Genomic DNA, 24,454 nt, shown 5'->3' with positions numbered 1-24,454 from the left:
GGTGACGACTTCGTGACAACTTCATCGAGCCCCGGTCGAGGGCGGGCGGCAGGTCCGTCGCCCGCCCTCCCACCAGGCTCGCAGGCGCCGTCGGAGTCGTGGAACAACGACGACGGAACGCCCCCGGACCACCACCTGATGAGATTCACCATCGGAAGTAGGAACTGTGCTCGACGCCAACGTGTTCGACAGGATCCAGCTCGGCCTGGCCACCGCGGAGGACATCAAGTCCTGGTCGCACGGCGAGGTCAAGAAGCCCGAGACCATCAACTACCGCACCCTCAAGCCGGAGAAGGATGGGCTCTTCTGCGAGAAGATCTTCGGACCCACCCGCGACTGGGAGTGCGCCTGCGGCAAGTACAAGCGCGTGCGCTACAAGGGCATCATCTGCGAGCGCTGCGGTGTCGAGGTCACCCGCTCCAAGGTGCGCCGCGAGCGCATGGCCCACATCAAGCTGGCCGCGCCCGTCACCCACATCTGGTACTTCAAAGGCGTTCCCTCGCGCCTGGGCTACCTGCTCAACCTCGCGCCCAAGGACCTGGAGAAGGTCATCTACTTCGCCGCCTACATGGTCACCGAGGTCGATGAGGAGGGCCGTCACGACGACCTGCCCTCTCTGCGCAACGAGCTGGAGGTCAAGAAGAAGCACATCGAGGAGGCCGGGCTGGCGGACGTCGAGGCGCGTCAGCAGCGTCTCGAGGCCGATCTCGCCCAGCTCGAGGCCGAGGGGGCGGAGCAGTCTCAGCGCGACAAGGCCCGCAAGACGGCCGAGCGCGAGATGACGGCCCTGCGTCGCAAGAACGCCCGGACCCTTGAGCACATGGACAAGGTCTGGGACCGCTTCGTGTCCCTCAAGGTCGGCGACCTGGAGGGTGATGAGGTGCTGTACCGCGACATGGTCGCCGACTACGGCATCTACTTCAAGGGCGCCATGGGCGCCGAGGCCATTCAGGCGCGCCTGCGCACCTTCGACCTGGATGCCGAGGCCGCCTCGCTGGCCGAGATCGTGGCAAGCGGCACCGGCCAGCGCAAGACCCGCGCCATCAAGCGGTTGAAGGTCATCAACGCCTTCCGCCTGACCGACACCGCCCCGGAGTCGATGGTCCTGGACAACATCCCGGTCATCCCGCCGGACCTGCGCCCCATGGTCCAGCTCGACGGCGGTCGCTTCGCCACCTCCGACCTCAACGACCTCTACCGCCGGGTCATCAATCGCAACAACCGCCTCAAGCGGCTCATGGACCTGGGCGCCCCGACGATCATCGTCAACAACGAGAAGCGCATGCTCCAGGACGCCGTCGACGCCCTGTTCGACAACGGCCGCCGCGGCCGCCCGGTCACCGGCGTGGGCAACCGCCCGCTGAAGTCCCTGTCCGACATGCTCAAGGGCAAGCAGGGCCGCTTCCGCCAGAACCTCCTGGGCAAGCGCGTGGACTACTCCGGCCGTAGCGTCATCGTCGTCGGACCCCAGCTCAAGCTGCACCAGTGCGGCCTGCCCAGCCAGATGGCCCTGGAGCTGTTCAAGCCCTTCGTCATGAAGCGGCTCGTCGAGCTCAAGGAGGCCCAGAACGTCAAGGCCGCCAAGCGCATGGTCGAGCGCGCCAACCCCAAGGTCTGGGACGTCCTGGCCGAGGTCATCCGCGAGCACCCCGTGCTGCTCAACCGAGCTCCCACCCTGCACCGCCTGGGCATCCAGGCCTTCGAGCCCCAGCTCATCGAGGGCAAGGCCATCCAGCTGCACCCGCTGGTGTGCGGCGCCTTCAACGCCGACTTCGACGGCGACCAGATGGCCGTCCACCTGCCGCTGGGCGCCGAGGCGCAGGCCGAGGCCCGTATTCTCATGCTCTCGAGCAACAACATCCTCAAGCCCTCCGACGGGCGCCCCGTGACCATGCCCAGCCAGGACATGATCATCGGCACCTACTACCTCACCCAGGAGCCGGATCCGGACGTCCCCGTCGAGGCCGACGACTCCGGCGAGCCGATCGTCCCGTCCTTCTCCTCCTTCGCCGAGGCGGTCATGGCCTACGACTTCGGCAAGCTCGACGTCAACGCCGCCTGCGACATCCGCTTCGAGGAGGGCATCACGCCCCCCAGCGAGTGGCGGGCCCCCGAGGACCGGAGCGAGGACGAGCCGATCACCCTGCGCACCTCGCTCGGACGGGCCCTGTTCAACACGGCGCTGCCCGAGTCCTTCCCCTACGTGAACTACACGGTGGACAAGAAGAGGCTGGGCAACATCATCAACGTCCTGGCGGAGAACTACTCCCGCGTGGAGGTGGCGGCCTCGTTGGACGCCCTCAAGGCCAACGGCTTCCACTGGTCGACCTGGTCGGGTATCACCGTCGCCTTCGACGACGTCGTGTCCCCGCCCTCGAAGCCCGAGATCCTCGCGCGCTACGAGGCCGAGGCCGCCGAGATCGAGGAGCAGCACAGCTTCGGCGCCCTCACCGAGGAGGACCGTTACAAGTCCCTCATCAGTATCTGGACCCAGGCGACCGCCGAGGTCGCCGAGGCGATGCGCGAGAACTTCCCGGAGCGCAACACCGTCTTCCAGATGGTGGCCTCCGGCGGTCGCGGCAACTGGGACCAGATCCGGCAGCTCGCCGGTATGCGCGGCCTGGTGGCCGACCCCAGGCAGCGCCTCATCGAGCGCCCGATCAAGTCCAACTACCGTGAGGGCCTGTCCGTCCTGGAGTACTTCATCGCGACGCACGGCGCCCGCAAGGGGCTGGCGGACACGGCGTTGCGCACCGCGGACTCCGGCTACCTCACGCGTCGTCTGGTCGATGTCTCCCAGGACGTCATCGTCCGCGAGGAGGACTGCGGAACCCGCAAGGGCCTGACCAAGCGCCTGATGACCCGGAAGGAGGTCAACGGCGAGCTCGTCAGGGAGGTCTCCGACATCCTGGAGACCACCGTCTACGGCACGACGCTGGCTCGCGACGCCGCCGATGCCGAGGGCAATGTCGTCATCAAGGCGGGCACCGATCTCAGTGACGCCGTCATCGCCAAGGCCATCGATGCCGGTATCGAGGAGGTCGTGTGCCGCTCGGTGCTGACCTGCGACTCCGCCGTCGGCACCTGCTCCGCCTGCTACGGCCGTTCGCTGGCCACCGGCAAGCGGGTCGATATCGGAGAGGCCGTCGGCATCATCGCCGCCCAGTCCATCGGCGAGCCCGGCACGCAGCTGACCATGCGCACCTTCCACACCGGTGGTGCGGCCGGCGCCGCCGACATCACCCAGGGTCTGCCCCGCGTCCAGGAGCTCTTCGAGGCCCGCACGCCCAAGGGCGAGGCGGCGGTGGCCGAGGCCGCCGGCACCGTCGCGATCGAGGACGACGCCGATGGCAAGCGCCTGATCATCACTCGCGATGACGGGGAGGAGGACCTGGTCGTCCCGATCTCGCGCCGCCAGCGTCTGCTGGTGGCCGACGGCGACCACATGGAGCCGGGCGACGCCCTCACCGAGGGCCCGGTCGACCCCAAGAAGGTTCTGCGCCTGCGCTCCGTCGGGGCCACTCAGCGCCATCTGGTGGATGAGGTCCAGGAGGTCTACCGCTCCCAGGGCGTGGACATCCACTCCAAGCACATCGAGGTCATCGTGCGTCAGATGCTGCGCCGCGTGACCGTGCTGGAGGCCGGGGACACCAACCTGCTCCAGGGGGACCTGGTCGATGTCATGCACTTCCGCGCCGAGAATCGTCGCGTCGTGGCCGAGGGCGGTAAGCCCGCCTCCGGGCGCACCGAGCTCATGGGGATCACCAAGGCCTCGCTGGCCACGGACTCCTGGCTCTCCGCCGCCTCCTTCCAGGAGACCACCCGCGTCCTCACGGAGGCCGCCATGAACGGCAAGTCCGACCCGCTGCTGGGCCTCAAGGAGAACGTCATCCTCGGTAAGCTCATCCCGGCCGGCACGGGCCTGAACCGCTACTCGGACATCGAGGTCGAACCCACCGAGGAGGTCAAGGCCGAGGTCTTCTCCCGCACCGGTCTGACCGAGGAGATGCTGGGCGTCGGCGAGGCCGTCGCGCTGGACGACTTCTCCTTCGGTGGCGGCTTCAGCGCCGACTTCTCCGATGATTTCCGCACCGGCTTCTCCTCGAGCGAGGACTATCAGTTCTGATGATCCGTCCGCCCGTCCCGGGGGCTCTCGGGGAGTCCTGAGCGGCTTCGAGTCGTCGGCTCTGCGGGGGGGCCGGCCGCCCCATGGGGCGGCCGGCCCCCCCGCACGTGCTTCCACTGGCGGATCCGCCTCCCCGGGGCATCCGACGGGCAGTCCGGCATTCCGATCGCGTGGGTGAGGGCGAGGGGAGAGCGAGGAGGCAGACATCGAGGAGCAGAGGGCGTAGCCTCATGCCGACAGCAGCCCACCCGTTACAGGAGTGCTCACCTTGTCCGTCTCCACACCGTCAGAACCTCCCTCCTACGACCCGCCCCGCCGTGCGGAGCGCACCAGCATCCTGGGACGCGCCAATGACTCCGCCGGGGCGATGCCGCCGGAGTCGGCAGCGACCGAGGCCCTCCCGGCCGGATGGGCGGATGAGCAGCCCGCCGCGACGTCTGTAATGCCCGCGGGCTCGGCCGGCTGGGCGGATGATCAGCCCGCCACCTCCGTGATGCCGACGCGCTCGGACGAGTGGGCGGACGGCCGGCCCACGACCGCTGTCCCCGCCTACGCCCCGGAACCGACGGTTCGGGCTCCTGCGGCGCCCGCGCAGTGGAACGCGCCGATGCCACAGCCCGCTGCGCAGCCTCAGCCCGAGCCGCAACCGGCTGCGCAGCCTCAGCCCGCGACACTTCCGCCGAACCGGTCGCTCAGGCGGCGCACGGCCGCCACGCCGATCGGGACGGTGCTGCTCATCGCCTCGGTGCTCCTCCTGGGCTGGGGCGTCTACACGCTGCTGACGTCCATTCGCGTCTTCGACATCATTCTCAGCGGCGCCGGCCTCATCAATGGGACCGCGGCGACGGCCGCCGGAGTCGGGGCTCTGCTGGCTCTCTTCGCCTTCATCGCGGCTCTGATCGCCTGCGCCCGGGCTCGGCCCAAGACGGCGGCGATCATGCTGCTTCTCGGCTCGCTGTTCCTGCCCCTGGCCTCCACCGTCGGTGCGGCCTACTACGGTGGTACCCAGTTGAAGGATCAGACCCTGGCCGACGCGCAGGGGATGGCGGGGAAGGTCAACGTCTCGCAGGTCCAGGACTTGATCAATCAGGTCAAGGGCACCGGCATCGACGTCTCCTGGGGCGATGAGCTGTTGCGCATTCTCGGAGGCGGCGGCAGTGACGATAGCAGCGGCAACGGCGCTAACGGCGGCAACCGGGGCGGCGGCAACGGCGGCGACAGCGGGAACAGCGATCGCGGTGGCAGCGGCTACGATGGCAACAGCGGGAATAGCGATCGCGGCGGCAGCGGCTACGATGGCGACAGTTCCGGCGACGGCAGTGGCGGCAGCGGCTACGGTGATAACGGCGGGAGCGGCGACGGCGACTCCTAGAGACTTCCAGGATTCCTGGTCCTGGAGACCCCTGGAGCGCCGTGGGGAGGTGTCGTCATACACGCCCCGCCGACGCCCCCCGAGGGGCTGCGCCTCTGCGAAGCCCGTGCGTGACCTCGTGCGTGGGATCGGACCCCCGAGCGCGTAGGCGATGGTGCGCATCGCCGTTCGGGCGCGCAGCCGGGCCGTGCTCGGGATACGGGCGTATTTGATCATCCGATGGGCATTGGATCACAATGCGCTCATCGTCCCCGTCCCCAGGAAGGTCGCAGTATGAGCGATACGACGTCAACAACGCCGAATTCCGATGAGCCCGAGGAGTCGTCGGTCGGTGATCCTGCGGTGACCCCGGGGCCGGATCCGGTGCCGCCGCCTCCCGGACCTGTCAATGCGGCTTCGGTGGCGGGTGTGCCCGCGCCGTCGGCGGCTTCGGCGGCGACGGGTGCTTTCCCGGTGGGTCCGGCGGCGGGTGTGCCCGCGCCGTCGGCGGCTTCGGCGGCGACGGGTGCTTTCCCGGTGGGTCCGGCGGCGGGTGTGCCCGCGCCGTCGGCGTCGATGAGTCCCAGGGCTCGACGGCAGCTCAAGGTCGGTGTCGGCGCGTTGGTCCTGGTCCTGGTCCTGGTCGTCGCCGCGGTGGTCGCCGTCAACGTTCTGAACTCTCGTCGGACCCCGGAGAAGGAGGTCGCGACCTACCTCGGCCTCATCGCCGACGGGCATGCGCAGGCCGCCAACGAGATGGTGGACCCGGGGGTCGCCAGTAGCAAGGGAGTGCTCCTGACCGACGAGGCCCTGAGCGCGGCGACCTCCCGCATTACGTCGATCAACGTCGAGGACGCGGACGTGGACCGCGGTGACGACAGCGTCCGCATCACAGCGACCTTCCGCCTCGACGGGGAGAAGCTCGAGCACACATTCTCCTTGAGGAGGGAGGATAGGGACTACGGGCTGCTCGACAACTGGACGATCGAGGACTCCCTGGTCGATAAGGTGAAACTATCATCGACCTCCTTCGACTCATTGACCATCGGGGGCCAGGATGTGTCGCTCGACAAGATCGATTCCGTCGGCACGATCGACACGAAGGAAGCGCACTACGAGACGGAGCAGTACGTCTACCCCGGCCTCTACGACATCGCCGCGGGCTCGTCCCGGTCGAAGTATCTGAGCCCGGACAAGACGTCGCTCCGAGTCGAGCCGTCGGACAGCTCATCCAACCGGTCGTCGGGGAACTCGTCCGACCGGTCGTCGGACAGCTCGTCCGACCGGTCGTCGGACAGCTCGTCCGACCAGACGGTGACGGTGGAGGGCGAGCCCACCCAGGACCTCAGGGATCTCGTCCTGAACAAGGTCAAGCAGGAGACGACGGACTGCACGACGGTGCCGACCAATACGGACTCCGAGTGCCCCCCCGCCGTGCAGTCGACCCATTTGTCGAAGATGGAGGTGTCCACGGAGGCCACGGACGTCACCATCGACTCCCCGCCAACGGGGTTCACGAGCAGCAAGATCGTCGTGACGACGACGGGAACCTCCAGCACCGGTGCCGTCACTCCCAGGCCGGAGAGGAGCTCGTTCACGTTCTCCGGAGACATCGAGTGGACCGAGGGTCAGGAGGAGCCCACGGTGACGGTCCAGCGGGCGATGAACTCCTACTGATTCAGTGGTGAGAACCACGAAACCGCAGTACTCCCAGGATGGTGGTCGGCATTGTCGACCACGTATCCTGGCCTGCGGTGCCCGCACACGGGTCACCCTCCTCCATTCCGTTCCCAGCACCTAGGCGGGCAGGTCCCGACGACGATGCCACGCGGGTCTGCCGCGGCGGGAACCGACGGGCCCCTCCACGGGGCTCCGGACGCGGTATGTCGATCACCGACGGCGGCGGGCCGGCCAGACTCCGTGGGGCGAGCGCGCCCGGCGGGGGCGGGGCCGGTGCGCGGGCAGCAGAACTGTCCAGATGCACTTCATTATGGAGATCGAGTAGTGCCTACGATTCAGCAGCTGGTCCGCAAGGGCCGCTCGACCAAGCGCTCGTCGTCGAAAACACCTGCGCTGAAGTCCAGCCCGCAGCGCCGTGGGGTGTGCACCCGTGTGTACACCACCACCCCCAAGAAGCCGAACTCCGCCCTTCGCAAGGTCGCCCGTGTGCGCCTGTCGACCGGCATCGAGGTCACGGCCTACATCCCCGGCGAGGGTCACAACCTCCAGGAGCACTCCATCGTGCTCGTGCGCGGCGGTCGTGTGAAGGACCTTCCCGGCGTCCGCTACCACATCGTGCGCGGCTCCCTCGACACCCAGGGCGTCAAGGGCCGCCAGCAGGCACGCTCGAAGTACGGCGCCAAGAAGGAGAAGAAGTAATGCCTCGTAAGGGTCCCGCCCCCCGGCGCCCGCTCGCCGTCGACCCCGTCTACGGCTCGCCGGTCGTCACCCAGCTCGTCAATCGCGTTCTTCTGGATGGCAAGAAGTCCACGGCCGAGCGCATCGTCTACGGCGCCCTGGAGGGTGTGCGCACCAAGACGGACCAGGACCCGGTCTCCGTCCTCAAGCGCGCCCTGGACAACATCCGTCCCGCGCTGGAGGTCCGCTCGCGCCGCGTCGGCGGCGCGACCTACCAGGTTCCGGTCGAGGTCCGTCCCAATCGCGCCACCACCCTCGCGCTGCGCTGGCTCGTCGACTTCTCCCGCCAGCGCCGTGAGAACACCATGACCGAGCGACTCATGAACGAGATCCTGGACGCCTCCAACGGCCTGGGCGCCGCTGTGAAGCGCCGCGAGGACATGCACCGTATGGCCGAGTCCAACAGGGCCTTCGCCCACTACCGCTGGTAACAGCCGCGCGTCGATCGGGACCCGCTTCCAACCCGTCCCGATCGACGACATTCTCCCCACCTCACGAACGAAGGACTTCACTAGTGGCACTCGACGTGCTGACCGACCTCACCAAGGTCAGAAACATCGGCATCATGGCCCATATCGATGCCGGAAAGACGACCGTGACGGAGCGCATCCTGTTCTACACGGGCATCAATTACAAGATCGGCGAGACGCACGACGGCGCCTCGACCATGGACTGGATGGAGCAGGAGCAGGAGCGCGGTATCACCATCACCTCCGCGGCCACCACTTGCTTCTGGGAAGACAACCAGATCAATATCATCGACACTCCCGGCCACGTGGACTTCACGGTCGAGGTCGAGCGCTCCCTGCGCGTGCTCGACGGCGCCGTCGCGGTCTTCGACGGCAAGGAGGGTGTTGAGCCCCAGTCCGAGACCGTGTGGCGCCAGGCCGACAAGTACAGCGTTCCGCGCATCTGCTTCATCAACAAGATGGATAAGCTGGGAGCCGACTTCGAGTTCTCCGTCCAGACGATCCGTGATCGTCTTCATGCCAAGCCCATCGTGCTGAACTTCCCGATCGGTGCCGAGAGCGAGTTCTCCGGTCTGGTCGATATCCTGGAGATGCGCGCTGTTCGCTTCCCCGAGAAGGATGCGGCCGGCAAGGATACCCGCGGAGCCATTGTCGAGTACGAGGAGATCCCGTCCGAGCTGGTCGCCAAGGCCGAGGCCCTGCGCGGCGAGCTCCTCGAGGCGGTCGCCGAGGCCGACGACGAGCTCATGGAGAAGTATCTGGAGGGCGAGGAGCTCACCGTCGCCGAGATCAAGTCGGGAATCCGCAGGCTCACCATCGCCGGCGAGGCCTTTCCGGTCATGGCCGGTTCGGCCTTCAAGAACAAGGGCGTCCAGCCCATGCTCGACGCCGTTCTGGACTACCTCCCCTCCCCGCTGGACGTCCCGGACGTCGAGGGGCACAAGCCCGGCGATGAGGAGGAGACGCTCACCCGGGCCGCCGACGAGAACGAGCCCTTCTCGGCGCTGGCCTTCAAGGTGGCCACCCACCCGTTCTACGGCAAGCTCGTCTACGTGCGCGTCTACTCCGGCAAGGTCTCCCAGGGCGATGTGGTCTCCAACGCCACCAAGGGCAAGAAGGAGCGCATCGGCAAGCTCTTCCAGATGCACTCCAACAAGGAGAACCCGGTCGAGCAGGCTCACGCCGGTCACATCTACGCGTTCATCGGCCTCAAGGACGTCACCACCGGCGACACCCTGTGCGCCCAGAACGCGCCGATCATCCTGGAGTCCATGACGTTCCCGGACCCGGTGATCCACGTGGCCATCGAGCCCAAGACCAAGAGCGACCAGGAGAAGCTGGGCATCGCCATCCAGAAGCTCTCCGAGGAGGACCCGACCTTCACCGTCAGGCTCGACGAGGAGACCGGCCAGACCGTCATCGGCGGTATGGGCGAGCTCCACCTGGACGTCTTCGTGGACCGCATGCGCCGCGAGTTCAAGGTCGAGGCGAATGTCGGCAATCCGATGGTCGCCTACCGCGAGACCATTCGCAGGAAGGTCGACAAGGTCGAGTACACCCACAAGAAGCAGACGGGCGGTTCCGGCCAGTTCGCCAAGGTGCAGATGTCCTTCGAGCCCCTCGTGCCCGAGGCGGATGAGAACGGCGAGGTCGCTCACTACGAGTTCGCGAACGCCGTCACCGGTGGCCGCGTGCCCCGTGAGTACATCCCCAGCGTCGACGCGGGCGTCCAGGACGCCATGCTCACCGGCGTTCTCGCCGGCTACCCGGTCGTGGATGTCAAGGCGACCCTCGTGGACGGCGGGTACCACGAGGTCGACTCCTCCGAGATGGCCTTCAAGATCGCCGGCTCCATGGCGTTCAAGGAGGGTGCGAAGAAGGCGTCCCCGGCCCTTCTCGAGCCCATCATGGCCGTCGAGGTCCGCACGCCCGAGGAGTACATGGGCGATGTCATCGGTGACCTCAACTCCCGTCGGGGCATGATCCAGTCCATGGAGGACGCCGTCGGCGTCAAGGTCGTCAAGGCCGCCGTGCCGCTGTCGGAGATGTTCGGCTACGTCGGCGACCTGCGTTCGAAGACGCAGGGGCGCGCCGTGTACTCGATGAGCTTCGACTCCTATGCCGAGGTTCCCAAGAACGTCGCGGACGAGATCATCGCCAAGGCCAAGGGCGAGTGATCGCGCCTTCCGGGGCCGGGCGATTCGCGCTCGGCCCCGGGACGTCCTCGGCGCTGCGCCCGGGACGACTCATTCCAGTAAGATTTCCAACAACCCACCAGTAGAGACTCTCTCCATCGCCGCGGCTAGCATATGCTTAGTCGGATCACGACGAAGAGACCTACCCGAGTCCCAGGAGGACACCAGTGGCCAAGGCCAAGTTCGAGCGGACCAAGCCGCACGTCAACATCGGAACGATCGGTCACGTCGACCACGGCAAGACGACGCTGACCGCCGCGATCTCCAAGGTCCTGCACGACGAGTACCCGGACCTGAACCCCTTCACCCCCTTCGACGAGATCGACAAGGCTCCCGAGGAGCGCCAGCGCGGCATCACGATCAACATCGCGCACGTCGAGTACGAGACCGAGAAGCGTCACTACGCCCACGTCGACGCTCCCGGCCACGCCGACTACATCAAGAACATGATCACCGGCGCGGCCCAGATGGACGGCGCCATCCTCGTCGTCGCCGCCACCGACGGCCCCATGGCCCAGACCCGCGAGCACGTCCTGCTCGCCCGCCAGGTCGGTGTCCCGGCCCTTCTGGTCGCCCTCAACAAGTGCGACATGGTCGAGGACGAGGAGCTTCTCGAGCTCGTCGAGATGGAGGTCCGCGAGTTGCTGTCCTCCCAGGAGTACGACGGCGACGAGGCTCCCGTGATCCGTGTCTCCGCCTTCAAGGCCCTCGAGGGCGACGCCGAGTGGACTCCGAAGATCAAGGAGCTCATGGACGCGGTTGACGAGTACATCCCGACCCCGCAGCGTGACATGGACAAGCCGTTCCTCATGCCGATCGAGGACGTCTTCACGATCACCGGCCGCGGAACCGTCGTCACCGGTCGTGTCGAGCGCGGCAAGCTCCCGATCAACTCCGAGGTCGAGATCCTCGGTATCCGCGAGGCCCAGAAGACCACGGTCACCGGCATCGAGATGTTCCACAAGGCCATGGATGAGGCCTGGGCCGGTGAGAACTGCGGTCTGCTCCTGCGCGGCACTCGTCGTGAGGATGTCGAGCGCGGCCAGGTCGTCGCCAAGCCCGGCTCCATCACCCCGCACACCGAGTTCGAGGGTCACGTCTACATCCTGACCAAGGACGAGGGCGGTCGTCACAACCCCTTCTACTCGAACTACCGTCCGCAGTTCTACTTCCGGACCACGGACGTCACCGGCGTCATCACCCTCCCCGAGGGCACCGAGATGGTCATGCCCGGTGACACCACCGAGATGAGCGTCCAGCTCATCCAGCCGATCGCCATGGAGGAGGGTCTCGGCTTCGCCATCCGCGAGGGTGGCCGCACCGTCGGCTCCGGCCGCGTCACCAAGATCGTCAAGTGATGACCTGATCCCGAGCGCCCGCCGTTCTCACGGCGGGGCCCATGCGGAGTTCCCTCCCCGCCGACCTCACCGGTCGGCGGGGAGGGTTTTTTCATGAGGCGCTCGCCCGTTTCCGAATCATCTGAATTCCTTTTGCTTGCTGTTGCCGAATCGCAGTTCTAACGAGATCGCACCGAGACCGGGAGCAGCAAGTCGTCGCATAGTCTTGGCGCATACCTAGGACGTGCTCTCCTTCGCTCCCCGCGGGGGAGGAGCATGTTTCCCTTGCTTCCGGACGCATTTTTAATGTCCAGGCCGTTCAAGCGATATCACGCGGGTCGGCTCATTCGATCTACGAGAGCCTCGCGTCATCGTATCGATGCCGTATTGCGATCGATCTGAGTGATGCGCGCTTGAGGTCGGGCATATGATTCATGCATTCCCGTAGTAAGTCAGTCGTTAGGTAGACCCACGCCTTGAGATTGCATTGGAGTTCTCGAGTGATACGTTCCCACCCGGCGAGACTATGCCGCCGTGTCGTGAGTCTCGTCGCCATGTGCAGTGCCGCCGCCGCTCTTGCGCTTGGCTCGAGCGCCATCCCCACCGTCGCCTCCGCGGCCCCCGGAGCCGGCGGGGCTCTTCCCGCCGTTTTCGCGACCGGGGGATCGGGTCGTTATGTCGATACCATTCAATGGCTCCAGTGGGGTGATTACGAGACCCAGTTCAAGGATCAGGCGAAGCCGAATGTTCCCGTCCTCGACTACGGTGAGACCAAGGACTTCGTCAATGAGCGGGATCTGGGCGACGCCGGAAAGCTCATGACGACCTGCACCCTGTCCGATCTGAAGCACCTCGGTCATTCCCCCGATCTGACCGATCAGCAGTCCAAGGGTCCGCTGGTCGCCACCATCCCCGGAGCGTGGGCGGGCGACGCCCTCGATAACCTCTACAACGTCGGCGGCGCCGGTCAGTGGAGCGACGGCAGCGAGGTCTGGCACAGCGGCCTGACCTATCCCAATGACTACGTCAACAAGAATCAGATGGCCATCGGCCTGGCCAACGGCTACGCCTACAACGGCAACGGCACCTGGGACGGGCAGAAGTGGGGGACACCGGGATCCAGCACCGAGCCGACCGGGTACGCCTCCCGCGTGAGCGTCGACTACTCCTGCACGGCCGAGCTTCATGCGCCGGATGGGAGCGTCACTCCTGTTCCGGTCGCGGGACTCGTCTTCGCCGATGCGGAGGCGTCGTCGAGGCGCTACGGGATCAAGTCCTGGGCGACCAACGAGTGGACCGATGAGTGGATCCAGGCCAGCACGGATCAGAACGTGACCTGGCGCGTCCTGGACACCATGCGCTCCGAGCAGTGCATCTCCAAGAACACCGGCAAGCAGGTGACCACCGATGCCGAGGTGTCCGACGCCGGGCACACTCTGCGCCTCATGCCCAGCGATGAGGAGTGCGTCTACCAGAGCGGGGGAAGCTACAGCCGCCCCAATGGGCTGGGCGGACCCGACGCCGTCATGTTCATGGAGGGCGCCACCAAGGCCACGGTGACCATACAGGGCTCCGGCTACTCGGCCGTGGCGCTGGGCCTCATCGTCGCCACCGACTTCGGCGACGCCCCCGAGTCCTACGGCCACTCGGGCTCCCTCTTCCAGCCCAAGTGGGAGGGCGGCGAGATCTCCTCGACCACCGATGTCTTCGGGGTCCAGCCCCAGGCCACCATGTACCTGGATCAGAGCGCTCCTCGTCTGGGGGAGCGCATCGATGCCGAGGGCCGCCAGATGTTCAGCGCCGACGCCCGCGGAGACGACGACAACGCCCTCTTCGACGACGAGGACGCCATCGACACCACCAAGTGGGACGGCGGCATACGAACATCGCCGGGCGCGACCCATACGGAGGACCTCACCTGCGAGGGCGCCGGAAAGCTCGCCGGGTGGATCGACTGGAACAACAACGGCGTCTTCGACGACACCGAGAAGAGCGACGAGGTGCCCTGCACCAGTAACAGGGCGACACTCACGTGGAAGGTCCCCCAGGACGTCAACAACACCGTGCGCAGCGTCGACAACGAGCCCGGCTCCAAGTCGGACAGCTATATGCGCGTGCGCATGACCAAGGACAACGACGGCAACGATCAGAAGCCCACGGGCATCACCGCCACGGGCGAGGTCGAGGACTACAAGGTCTCCATCCGCGTCCCCACCCTCCAGCTCAACAAGAGCGTGGACAACTCCTACGCCTCCGACGAGGTCCCCGGCCTGTCGGCGGACCAGTGGACCGTCGAGGGGCGGGCCGGTGACGTCACCCGTTCCGGTCAGGGCACCACGGGCGATCCCCTGTCCATTCCCCAGGGCGAGGTGAGCCTGTCCGAGACGTCCGACAATCCGGAGGCCGCGGGCTACGAGCCCGGTCAGTGGTCGTGCCAGGAGACCCCGGGCACCAACGGGGAGAACTACTCGTCCACCGTCGGCGAGTCCACCGATGGCAGGGCCACGTTGACGGTGAACAACCAGGACCGCGTCACGTGCGGCATCACCAACACGACCAAGCCCGGGTCCCTGACGTGGAAGAAGCTCGACGCCGATGGGACGACTCCCGTCGCCGGATCGGAATGGACCCTGTCGGGGCCGGACGTCCCCGCCGATACCCGTGTCGCCGACTGCGTCGGGACGTGCGGCTCGGGCGCCTACGAGGATCAGGACCCCGATCCGGGCGAGTTCAGTCTCACCGGTCTGAAGTGGGGCACCTACACGATCGAGGAGTCCCGAGCGCCCGACGGCTATGCCTCCGTCGCCGGCACGTTCGCCTTCACGCAGATCAGGGGCTCGGCTCTCGAGGGCACGTTGGTCCCCGTCGAGGGAGTGACCAACAACGGCGTCATCAACAAGCGGCTCCCCGCCGTGGCGTGGACCAAGGTCTCGGACACCGATGACGGCCCGCTCCTGGGTGGCTCGGTGTGGACCTGGCAGCCTGTGGATCCGGCCGGGTCCGCCGTCGAGGTCGCCGACTGCGCGGCCGACTCGGCCGCCGACTGCACCGGCGAGGACAAGGATCCCGCCGAGGGCAAGTTCCTGCTGAACAACGTCGCGGCCGGCCAGTACACCCTGACGGAGAAGAGCGCCCCCGCCGGGTACGAGCTCGATACCACCGTGCGCACGGTCACCGTCAGGAGCGATGAGGTCGGTCAGACGGTGAACGTCGGCTCCTTCGTCAACAAGAGGCTCGTGGGATCCGTCTCCTGGAGGAAAGCGGATGCGGACAACGCCGCGCCGCTGTCCGGTTCGACCTGGACCCTCACCGGTCCGGGCGTGCCCGCGGGCACGGTGGTGACCGACTGCGGTCAGGCCCCCTGCGAGGAGGGCGCGTACAAGGACCAGGACCCCGCGGCCGGCTCCTTCAAGGTCGGCGGGCTGGCCTGGAGCGATCAGGCCTACGCCCTGACGGAGAAGGACGCCCCGGCCGGGTACAAGCTGGATGGCACCAGGCACGAGTTCACGATCTCCGTGGACGCCCTGGACCACGCCTTCGGCCAGGCCTTCGAGAACTCTAAGACGACCGTTCCCGTCCTGCCGCTGACCGGTGGGCTCGGTGCGGACATGTTCCTGATAGGCGGCGCGGTGCTATCCATCCTCGCCGTGATCGCCGCAATCGTGAGGAGGCGCCGCTCGCAGATCGTTCAGTAAGGGCACCCGGCCCGCGGATCGGGAATCGCCGCGGCATGGTCGGTTCCCGATCGCGGGCCGGACACCGAGCGGAGCCTCGCCCCAGGGCGCGCCCTTGTCTCACCGTGTGTCCGCACAACCCGCAATCCCCAGCATCCCGCATGACTGTGTCGTGCACGATGAAAGGACAACCACATCCATGAGTAGGACTACTCGCACCTTCGGGCGCAGGGTCGCGGCCGTCGTCGGAGCTCTCGCTCTGACCATCGTCGGCCTCGGCGGCGCGACCGTCGCCCAGGCCGCCGATCTCGGCAACATCGATTCGAGCAAGACCGGGTCGCTCGTCATTCACAAGCACGAGACCGGTTCTCAGACCGCTGACGGCACTCCCGACGGTCAGACGGCGACTGGCGGCGCAGGCGTCGCGGACATCACCTTCACCGCGTACAAGATCACCAACCTGGACCTCACCACCCAGGCGGCCTGGGACGGGCTCAAGAACCTCGCGGTTCCGGCCGACGCCTGCGGCGCCGACTACAGCACTCCGTCGCTCGGCTCCTACACCTTCGACGGCGGCACGGCCAGCACCCCGACGAACGCCCAGGGCGACACGACGATCGGCAACCTGCCGGTCGCGGCCTACCTCGTGTGCGAGACGAACGCCCCGAGCACCGTCAAGACGAAGGCCGCGCCCTTCGTCGTGACGGTCCCCTTCCCGAACAACACCACGAACGCGGCCAACGGCAATGGCGAGTGGCTCTACGACGTCAACGTCTACCCGAAGAACACCGTCGTGCTCGCCCCGTCCAAGGGCGTGGACGTGAACTCCAACGGTCTGAGGACCAACGGTCAGGTCACCTTCCCGGTCACCGCGACGATTCCGAGCATCGCCTCCACGGACTCCTTCAAGCACTTCGTGATCTCCGACCCGCTGAACGCCAACTTCACGGACGGCAACGTCTCCTCGGTCAAGATCGACGGCCAGGACGTGGACGCCTCCTACTACACGGTCACAACCGGTCAGACCGTCTCGGTCGGCTTCAACAAGGACGGCCTGGCCTTCCTCAAGACCAAGCCGAACTCGACCATCGAGGTCGTCTTCACCGCCAAGGTCGTCTCCGTGCCCGAGGGCGGCAACATCGATAACACCGCGACGCTGTACGTGGACACCGTCCCGCAGGGCACCCCGCCGGAGAACCCGCCCGCCACTCCTCCGGGCGATGACCCGGGCACGCCCACCAACAAGGTCGTCACCTCCTGGGGCGATGTCAAGGTCAACAAGACCGATGCCGACAACAGCAAGTCCCTCCAGGGCGCGACCTTCCAGGTCTACAACGCCGCCGATCCGTACGCCGCCTCGTGCGACGGCGCGGTCAAGGACGGTGCCCCGATCTCGGTCGACGGCGCCACCGAGTTCACCTCTGACGCCAACGGCGTCGTGTCCATCGCGGGCCTCTTCGTGGATCAGAAGAAGGGGGCGCCCGGTGAGGATCCCGTCACCCCGGACCGCACCCAGCGCTGCTACGTCCTGGTCGAGACGGCCGCCCCGGCCGGATACGTCCTGCCCGCCAATGCGGACAAGCCGATCACGGTCAAGGCCGGCCTCACCGCCGCCGGCAGCTACGACCTGACGGTTCCCAACACCAAGCAGGACGTGCCCCGGCTTCCTCTCACCGGTGCCAACGGCCGTCTGCTCCTGATGGCACTCGGCGTCATCCTCGTCGCCGTCGCCGGGGGGTCGGCTCTCGTGGTCCGCTCCCGCAGGGCGCACGAGCAGGACTGAGCACCATCCGTCGGCGCCGACCGCGACTGCCCATGCGCGACCGCTCATGACGGCCGGTCGGCGCCGATAGGGGCGTGAGCCCTGCACCGGCAGCGCGTGGCGGGGAGACCTCGACGTCTCCCCGCCACGCTCGTCCTCGTCACCAGGAGACCCTCCGACCATGAGCCCTGTGAAATCCCGACGTCAACGATCCGCCCATACCTCCCCCAAGCACGAGCGCCGTTGGCGCTTCTCGCGCTTCTCCCTCATCCCGGCCCTGCTCGGCCTGCTCGGCATGCTGGCCTTCACCTACCCGACGGCGGCGAGCTGGATGTCCCAGTACAACCAGTCCAAGGTCGTGGCCGACTACTCCTCCGGGGTGGACAACGTGGACCCCGATGCCGCCACCCAGATCGCCCAGGCCCACGACTACAACGACGCCCTGTCCGTCGGGGCACTCCTCGAGGCGAACACGCACGTCCCCACCGGAGCGGGGACCTCCGGCGGCACCGACCTGGACTACAACGCCATTCTGAACGCCAACGGCGCCGGCCTCATGGCCCGCCTGCGCATTCCGTCCATCGACCTGGACCTGCCCGTCTACCACGGCACGTCGGACCAGACTCTCCTGGAGGGGCTGGGGCACCTCGAGGGAACCTCCCTGCCCGTGGGCGGCGTCGGCACGCGCTCGGTCATCACCGGGCATCGCGGACTGGCCAACGCCACCATGTTCACCAATCTTGACAAGGTCGGCGAGGGGGACACCTTCACCGCCGAGGTCTTCGGCGAGGTGCTGACCTACCGCGTGGTCGAGACGAAGGTCGTCGAGCCCGAGCAGACCGAGGAGCTGCGGGCCGATCCCGATCGTGATCTGATGACCCTCGTGACCTGCACGCCGCTGGGCGTCAACACTCACCGCATCCTGGTGACGGGGGAGCGGATCCCCACGCCGGACGACACCGTTGCGGGCGAGCGCCCCGACGTGCCGAAGTTCCCGTGGTGGGCGGTCGCCCTCGCCGCGGGCATCGTCCTCGACGGGCTCTACGTCTGGCGAGCCGGCTACCCGGCCAGGTCCAGGTCCAGGTCCGGATCCGGTTCCAGGGCCGCTTCCGCATCCGGGTCCGGATCCGCAGGCGGGAGTCCGCGAGCGTTCGGGCGACGCCGCGGACGGCCGCGCGACACGCCCGAGCGCGTGGGCCGGGTGGGCGGTCTCACAGACGGCTAGCCGCCCGCCCACTTCCGTGCTCCGGGGGGGCGCTGCTACCGTTATCGCGCCGGACGGGCCTGGTTCTCCGCCCGGTCACCCCCGGGAGCGACCCGGGAACCAGTTTGACGGACCCGGCTGCCGCCGGGTTTCCGTGTGTCCAGACCGGCCACCTCTTCTTCACAGCGGAGTCTCCTGCGCGTCCTCTCGCGACACGCCCGAGCGCGTGGACCGGTCACCGAAAGCAAGAGAGGTTAGGCGCCATGGCGGGACAGAAGATCCGCATCCGGCTCAAGTCCTATGACCACGAGGTCATCGACTCCTCGGCGCGCAAGATCGTCGACGTCGTGACCCGCGCAGGTGCGACGGTCGTGGGTCCGGTGCCGCTGCCGACCGAGAAGAACGTGTTCTGCGTCATCCGGTCGCCGCACAAGTACAAGGACAGCCGCGAGCACTTCGAGATGCGCACGCACAAGCGGCTGATCGACATCGTCGACCCGACGCCCAAGGCCGTCGATTCGCTCATGCGGCTCGATCTGCCGGCCGACGTCAACATCGAGATCAAGCTCTGAGGTAAGAGGCCATGACTACGCTTAACCAGCCGGCTGCCGCTGCGCCCACCAGGGCGCTGCTCGGCACCAAGCTCGGCATGACGCAGATCTGGGACGAGAACGGACGCCTCCGCCCCGTCACGGTCGTGCGCGTCGACACCAATGTCGTGACCCAGATCCGCACCGTCGAGACCGATGGGTACGAGGCCGTTCAGCTCGCCTTCGGCGAGATCGACGAGCGCAAGGTCACCAAGCCCCTCAAGGGCCATTTCGACAAGGCCGGGGTCGCCCCTCGTCGTCACGTCGCCGAGGTCCGCACCCCTCTGGCCGACGAGTTCACCCTTGGCCAGGAGCTCACCGCCAGCACCTTCGAGGTCGGCCAGCTGGTCGATGTCACCGGCACCTCCAAGGGCAAGGGCTTCGCGGGCGTCATGAAGCGCCACGGCTTCTCCGGCGTGGGCGCCTCCCACGGTGCGCACCGCAACCACCGCAAGCCGGGATCCATCGGCGCCTGCGCCACTCCCGGCCGCATCTTCAAGGGCCTGCGCATGGCCGGTCGCATGGGCCACGCCACCACCACCGTCCAGAACCTCAAGGTCCGCGGCATCGACGCCGACAAGGGCGTGCTCCTCGTGGGCGGCGCCGTCCCCGGCCCCAAGGGCGCGGTCGTCGTCGTCCGCACCGCCGTGAAGGGAGCCTGACACCATGGCAGAGGCACTCTCCGTCACGATCGTCGATTCGAAGGGCCAGAAGGCCGGCACCATCGAGCTGCCCGCCGAGGTCTTCGACGTCGAGCCCAATATCCCGCTCATGCACCAGGTCGTCGTGGCCCAGCTCGCCGCGGCCCGCCAGGGCACTCACGCCACCAGGACCCGCGGCACGGTCCGCGGCGGCGGACGCAAGCCCTACCGCCAGAAGGGCACCGGCCGCGCTCGTCAGGGCTCGATCCGCGCCCCGCAGTTCACCGGTGGCGGCGTCGTCCACGGCCCGCAGCCGCGCGACTACACCCAGCGCACACCCAAGAAGATGAAGGCCGCCGCTCTGCGCAGCGCCCTGTCCGACCGCGCGCGCAACGGCCGCGTCCACGTCATCACCGAGTTCCTCGTGGCCGACAGGCCCTCCACCAAGCAGGCGCTGGCCGGGCTGCGGAACCTCACCGATCGCAAGGCACTCGTCGTTGTGAATCGTGAGGACGTCCTCAGCATCCTCAGCCTGCGCAACCTGCCCGACGTCCACGTGACCTGGGCCGACCAGCTCAACACCTACGACGTCCTGAACAACGACGACGTCATCTTCACTGCCGACGCCCTGGACCGCTTCCTGGGCAGGGGCGAGGAGGAGTCCAAGTGAGCCTCGAGAAGTCCAAGAACCCCCGCGACGTCATCGTCGCGCCGGTCGTCTCCGAGAAGTCCTACGCCTGCATGGATCGTGGCCAGTACACGTTCATCGTCGCGCCGGGCTCCAACAAGACCGAGATCAAGCAGGCCGTCGAGGCCATCTTCGATGTCAAGGTCGCGTCCGTGAACACCCAGAACCGACAGGGCAAGACCCGCCGTTCCCGCACCGGCCTGGGGAAGTCGAAGGACACCAAGCGCGCCATCGTCACGCTGCGCGAGGGCACCATCGACATCTTCGGCGACGTGACGAAGTGACCCGGAAGGTAGAGGATCGACATGGGAATCCGTAAGTACAAGCCGACGACGCCGGGTCGCCGCGGCTCCTCTGTGGCCGACTTCGTGGAGATCACGCGCAACAGGCCCGAGAAGTCCCTCGTCCGCCCGCTGAGCAAGACCGGTGGGCGCAACAACCACGGTCGTGTGACCACTCGTCACAAGGGCGGCGGTCACAAGCGCGCCTATCGCGTCATCGACTTCCGTCGTCATGACAAGGATGGCGTGCCCGCCAAGGTCGCTCACATCGAGTACGACCCCAACCGCACCGCTCGTATCGCCCTGCTGCACTACGTGGACGGCGAGAAGCGCTACATCATCGCGCCGAACCGGCTCCGTCAGGGCGACCGGGTCGAGGCCGGGCCGAATGCGGACATCAAGCCCGGGAACAATCTGCCGTTGCGCAGCATCCCCACCGGCACCGTGGTGCACGCCGTCGAGCTGCGACCCGGCGGCGGCGCCAAGATCGCCCGTTCCGCGGGCGCCTCGGTGCAGCTGGTCGCCAAGGAGGGCAAGTACGCGCAGCTGCGCATGCCCTCCGGCGAGATCCGCAACGTGGAGGCCGCCTGCCGAGCCACCGTCGGCGAGGTCGGCAACGCCGAGCAGTCCAACATCAACTGGGGCAAAGCCGGCCGCATGCGTTGGAAGGGCGTGCGGCCGACCGTCCGAGGTGTTGTCATGAACCCCGTGGACCATCCGCACGGTGGTGGTGAGGGCCGCACCTCCGGCGGTCGTCACCCCGTCTCCCCGTGGGGCAAGCCCGAGGGCCGTACCCGTCGTCCCAATAAGTCCAGCGACCGTCTCATCGTGCGTCGTCGTCGGACCGGCAAGAAGCGCTGATAGGAGCCTGATATGCCGCGCAGCCTGAAGAAGGGGCCCTTCGTCGACGACCACCTCCAGAAGAAGGTGGACGCCCAGAACGAGAAGGGCACCAAGAACGTCATCAAGACCTGGTCCCGTCGTTCGGTCATCACGCCGGACTTCCTCGGACACACCTTCGCCGTCCACGACGGTCGCAAGCACGTCCCGGTCTTCGTCACCGAGTCCATGGTGGGCCACAAGCTCGGCGAGTTCGCTCCGACCCGCACCTTCCGCGGGCACGTCAAGGACGACCGCAAGTCGCGTCGCTGACGCCGGTGGACGATAGAGAGGCAGAGAACATGGAAGCCAAGGCGCAGGCCAAGTACGTGCGCTGCACGCCGATGAAGGCGCGTCGTGTTGTGAACGTCGTCCGCGGCAAACGCGCTGTCGAGGCCGTGGGCGTGCTCCGCTTCGCCCCGCAGGCCGCTGCGGTGCCGGTGCGCAAGGTTATCGAGTCCGCCATCGCCAACGCGCGGTTCAAGGCCGAGCGGGACGGCGAGCGCTTCGACGAGAACGACCTCTACATCACTGAGGTGTACGCCGACGAGGGCCCGACCCTCAAGCGGTTCCGTCCCCGCGCTCAGGGGCGCGCCAGCCGAATCCTCAAGCGGACCAGTCATATCACCGTCATCGTCGGAGACCGCTCCGACGCCGCACAGAAGGAAGGAGCCCGGTAATGGGGCAGAAGGTCAACCCGACCGGGTTCCGCCTGGGCATCACCACGGACCACCGCTCGCGCTGGTTCGCCGACTCCACGAAGCCCGGTCAGCGGTACCGCGACTTCGTGGACGAGGACGTCAAGATCCGCCGGCTCATGGCGGACGGCATGGAGCGGGCCGGTATCTCCAAGGTCGACATCGAGCGCACCCGTGACCGCGTTCGCGTCGATCTGCACACCGCCCGCCCGGGCATCGTCATTGGCCGTCGTGGTGCCGAGGCCGAGCGCCTGCGCGGTCAGCTCGAGAAGCTGACCGGCAAGCAGGTCCAGCTCAATATCCTCGAGGTCAAGAGCCCCGATCTGGACGCCCAGCTCGTCGCCCAGGGCATCGCCGAGCAGCTCGCCTCCCGCGTGTCCTTCCGGCGCGCCATGCGCAAGGGCATGCAGTCGGCCATGCGCGCCGGTGCCAAGGGCATCCGGGTGCAGTGCTCCGGTCGCCTGGGCGGCGCCGAGATGAGCCGCAGCGAGTTCTACCGCGAGGGCCGGGTGCCGCTGCACACCCTGCGGGCGAACATCGACTACGGCTTCTACGAGGCCAAGACCACCTTCGGCCGCCTCGGCGTCAAGGTGTGGATCTACAAGGGCGACATGACCGAGCGCGAGTTCGCTCGTCAGCAGGCCGAGTCCGGCCCGCGCGGTCGTGGAGGCCGGGGCGAGCGTCGCGGTGGTCGCCGTGGCGATCGCGCTTCGCGTCAGAACACCGAGCAGCAGCAGGCCGAGCAGGCGCCGGCCGCCGAGGCTGCTGCCGCAGACCAGGGAACGGAGGCCTGAGCCGTGCTCATCCCCCGTCGGACCAAGTTCCGCAAGCAGCACCGCCCGCATCGCACGGGCCTGTCCAAGGGCGGCAACCGGATCGCCTTCGGTGACTACGGCATCCAGGCCCTTGAGCCGGCCTACGTCACCAATCGTCAGATCGAGGCGGCTCGTATCGCCATGACCCGTCACATCAAGCGCGGCGGCAAGGTGTGGATCAATATCTTCCCGGACCGCCCGCTGACCAAGAAGCCCGCCGAGACCCGCATGGGCTCCGGCAAGGGCGCTCCCGAGTGGTGGATCGCCAATGTCAAGCCGGGGCGCATCATGTTCGAGCTCGGCGGTGTCGACGAGGCGCTCGCCCGTGAGGCCATGCGTCGTGCGCAGCACAAGCTTCCGATGAAGACCCGTTTCGTGACTCGTGAGGGTGGTGACGTCTGATGGCTATCGGCTCGAAGGATCTGACCCCGACCGACCTCGACGCCATGGACAACGAGCGCCTCGCCGAGGAGCTCTCCAAGGCCAAGGCCGAGCTGTTCAACCTCCGGTTCGCCGCCGCGACCGGGCAGCTCGAGGACCACGGTCGTCTCAAGGCGGTGCGTCGTGACATCGCCCGTATCCATACGATCGTGCGCGAGCGTGAGCTCGGCATCCGTACCGCTCCGAGCAGCCAGGAGTCCAAGTGAGCGAGCAGAACAGCACCAGTGCCACCGAGTCCAAGGAGCGCAACCAGCGCAAGGTTCGGCGTGGGTACGTCGTGTCCGACAAGATGGACAAGACCGTCGTCGTCACGCTCGAGGAGCGCTACAAGCATTCGCTGTACGGCAAGGTCCTCCGTCGTTCCAAGAAGGTCAAGGTTCACGACGAGCGCAATGAGGCCCACCCCGGCGATCTCGTTCGGATCATGGAGACCCGTCCGCTCAGCGCCACCAAGCGCTGGCGCCTGGTCGAGATCATCGAGAAGGCCAAGTGACGTGCCGGTGACTTGATCACCGTACTCGGTCATCCGGCCAATCGCACGACGCCGCAGCCCGCCTCCGAAGGCGGCTGCGGCGTCGCGGCGTCGCAGCCGCCTCTGCCCTTTCGCGGGATCGCTCGGGTTCCGCGCCGAGATCGTTTCGCCGGCACGGCACGCGGGTCCGGTGGGGTGACGCCGGTGCCGGCGTCTGTCCTCACCCGTCGTCATCATCCCCGGTGAGCAAAGGCACAGGCGGGCAATGAGCTCGGCAGTACCGTTGGAGTTCTGGCCTGCACTAGAGTTGCAGAGTTGCGTGCGCCCTCGGTGCGCCCGTCGGAGACCTTGCGCTAAGACCTCGAATCCTGTGCGCCTGTGTCTGGCGGAATACGCGAGCCTGTGCCAGCCG

General features: G+C 67.3%; 21 protein-coding genes. All 21 read left to right on the top strand.

Annotated elements, in window-relative coordinates:
- Positions 1–166 precede the first annotated feature (166 nt).
- The 21 genes from G448_RS0102490 (at position 167) to rpsQ (ending at position 24,063) form a co-directional block, all read left to right on the top strand.
- Entirely contained in the window at positions 167–4,126 is a 3,960-nt protein-coding gene (locus G448_RS0102490) for a DNA-directed RNA polymerase subunit beta' (protein ID WP_026406693.1), read from the top strand.
- Between the two features lie 268 nt (positions 4,127–4,394).
- On the top strand, positions 4,395–5,498 hold the full coding sequence (locus G448_RS16935) for a hypothetical protein (RefSeq protein WP_026406692.1): 1,104 nt from the start codon (positions 4,395–4,397) through the stop codon (positions 5,496–5,498).
- A 555-nt stretch (positions 5,499–6,053) separates the two neighbouring features.
- On the top strand, positions 6,054–7,154 hold the full coding sequence (locus tag G448_RS18470; protein ID WP_156910897.1) for a hypothetical protein: 1,101 nt from the start codon (positions 6,054–6,056) through the stop codon (positions 7,152–7,154).
- Between the two features lie 327 nt (positions 7,155–7,481).
- A complete protein-coding gene (rpsL, locus tag G448_RS0102475; RefSeq protein ID WP_008729379.1) occupies positions 7,482–7,856 on the top strand; it encodes a 30S ribosomal protein S12 in 375 nt (124 codons plus the stop codon).
- A complete protein-coding gene (gene rpsG, locus G448_RS0102470; RefSeq protein WP_026406690.1) occupies positions 7,856–8,326 on the top strand; it encodes a 30S ribosomal protein S7 in 471 nt (156 codons plus the stop codon). Before rpsL ends, rpsG begins: the two co-directional genes overlap by 1 nt.
- 83 nt (positions 8,327–8,409) lie before the next feature.
- On the top strand, positions 8,410–10,542 hold the full coding sequence (gene fusA / locus G448_RS0102465) for an elongation factor G (protein ID WP_026406689.1): 2,133 nt from the start codon (positions 8,410–8,412) through the stop codon (positions 10,540–10,542).
- A gap of 185 nt (positions 10,543–10,727) precedes the next feature.
- Positions 10,728–11,918 carry an elongation factor Tu gene (gene tuf, locus G448_RS0102460; RefSeq protein ID WP_026406688.1) on the top strand — a complete coding sequence of 397 codons (1,191 nt, stop codon included), beginning with the start codon at positions 10,728–10,730 and terminating at the stop codon, positions 11,916–11,918.
- A 533-nt stretch (positions 11,919–12,451) separates the two neighbouring features.
- A complete protein-coding gene (locus G448_RS14825) occupies positions 12,452–15,592 on the top strand; it encodes a CshA/CshB family fibrillar adhesin-related protein (protein ID WP_245572160.1) in 3,141 nt (1,046 codons plus the stop codon).
- A gap of 178 nt (positions 15,593–15,770) precedes the next feature.
- On the top strand, positions 15,771–17,354 hold the full coding sequence (locus tag G448_RS0102450; RefSeq protein ID WP_026406687.1) for a SpaH/EbpB family LPXTG-anchored major pilin: 1,584 nt from the start codon (positions 15,771–15,773) through the stop codon (positions 17,352–17,354).
- A gap of 160 nt (positions 17,355–17,514) precedes the next feature.
- Positions 17,515–18,558, top strand: a complete 1,044-nt coding sequence (locus G448_RS14820; protein ID WP_084436247.1) for a class C sortase — start codon at positions 17,515–17,517, stop codon at positions 18,556–18,558.
- 242 nt (positions 18,559–18,800) lie between these two features.
- Positions 18,801–19,109, top strand: a complete 309-nt coding sequence (gene rpsJ / locus G448_RS0102440; protein ID WP_003786051.1) for a 30S ribosomal protein S10 — start codon at positions 18,801–18,803, stop codon at positions 19,107–19,109.
- Positions 19,110–19,120: 11 nt separating this feature from the next.
- Positions 19,121–19,789: a 50S ribosomal protein L3 gene (gene rplC / locus G448_RS0102435; RefSeq protein ID WP_034494115.1), complete on the top strand. Its 669-nt coding sequence runs from the start codon at positions 19,121–19,123 to the stop codon at positions 19,787–19,789.
- Between the two features lie 4 nt (positions 19,790–19,793).
- Positions 19,794–20,438 (top strand): 50S ribosomal protein L4, encoded by a 645-nt coding sequence (rplD, locus tag G448_RS0102430; RefSeq protein WP_026406685.1) that lies wholly within the window; start codon positions 19,794–19,796, stop codon positions 20,436–20,438.
- Positions 20,435–20,740, top strand: coding sequence for a 50S ribosomal protein L23 (gene rplW / locus G448_RS0102425; RefSeq protein ID WP_026406684.1), 306 nt, complete (start codon positions 20,435–20,437; stop codon positions 20,738–20,740). Before rplD ends, rplW begins: the two co-directional genes overlap by 4 nt.
- Before the next feature lie 21 nt (positions 20,741–20,761).
- On the top strand, positions 20,762–21,598 hold the full coding sequence (gene rplB, locus G448_RS0102420) for a 50S ribosomal protein L2 (RefSeq protein ID WP_026406683.1): 837 nt from the start codon (positions 20,762–20,764) through the stop codon (positions 21,596–21,598).
- Positions 21,599–21,610: 12 nt separating this feature from the next.
- The gene (gene rpsS / locus G448_RS0102415) at positions 21,611–21,889 is read left to right on the top strand and encodes a 30S ribosomal protein S19 (RefSeq protein WP_008729396.1); all 279 of its coding nucleotides are present in this window, start codon (positions 21,611–21,613) and stop codon (positions 21,887–21,889) included.
- Between the two features lie 29 nt (positions 21,890–21,918).
- Positions 21,919–22,296, top strand: coding sequence for a 50S ribosomal protein L22 (gene rplV, locus G448_RS0102410; RefSeq protein ID WP_026406682.1), 378 nt, complete (start codon positions 21,919–21,921; stop codon positions 22,294–22,296).
- The gene (gene rpsC, locus G448_RS0102405) at positions 22,296–23,108 is read left to right on the top strand and encodes a 30S ribosomal protein S3 (RefSeq protein WP_026406681.1); all 813 of its coding nucleotides are present in this window, start codon (positions 22,296–22,298) and stop codon (positions 23,106–23,108) included. Before rplV ends, rpsC begins: the two co-directional genes overlap by 1 nt.
- A 3-nt stretch (positions 23,109–23,111) precedes the next feature.
- Positions 23,112–23,531: a 50S ribosomal protein L16 gene (gene rplP, locus G448_RS0102400; protein WP_009748896.1), complete on the top strand. Its 420-nt coding sequence runs from the start codon at positions 23,112–23,114 to the stop codon at positions 23,529–23,531.
- Positions 23,531–23,776, top strand: a complete 246-nt coding sequence (rpmC, locus tag G448_RS0102395) for a 50S ribosomal protein L29 (RefSeq protein ID WP_026406680.1) — start codon at positions 23,531–23,533, stop codon at positions 23,774–23,776. Before rplP ends, rpmC begins: the two co-directional genes overlap by 1 nt.
- Positions 23,773–24,063: a 30S ribosomal protein S17 gene (gene rpsQ / locus G448_RS0102390; protein ID WP_026406679.1), complete on the top strand. Its 291-nt coding sequence runs from the start codon at positions 23,773–23,775 to the stop codon at positions 24,061–24,063. Before rpmC ends, rpsQ begins: the two co-directional genes overlap by 4 nt.
- The last annotated feature ends 391 nt before the right edge of the window (positions 24,064–24,454 follow it).

The sequence above is a fragment of the Actinomyces gerencseriae DSM 6844 genome, assembly GCF_000429265.1.
GTDB classification, from domain to species: Bacteria; Actinomycetota; Actinomycetes; order Actinomycetales; family Actinomycetaceae; genus Actinomyces; species Actinomyces gerencseriae.
This window is presented reverse-complemented; position numbering and strand designations above follow the sequence as displayed.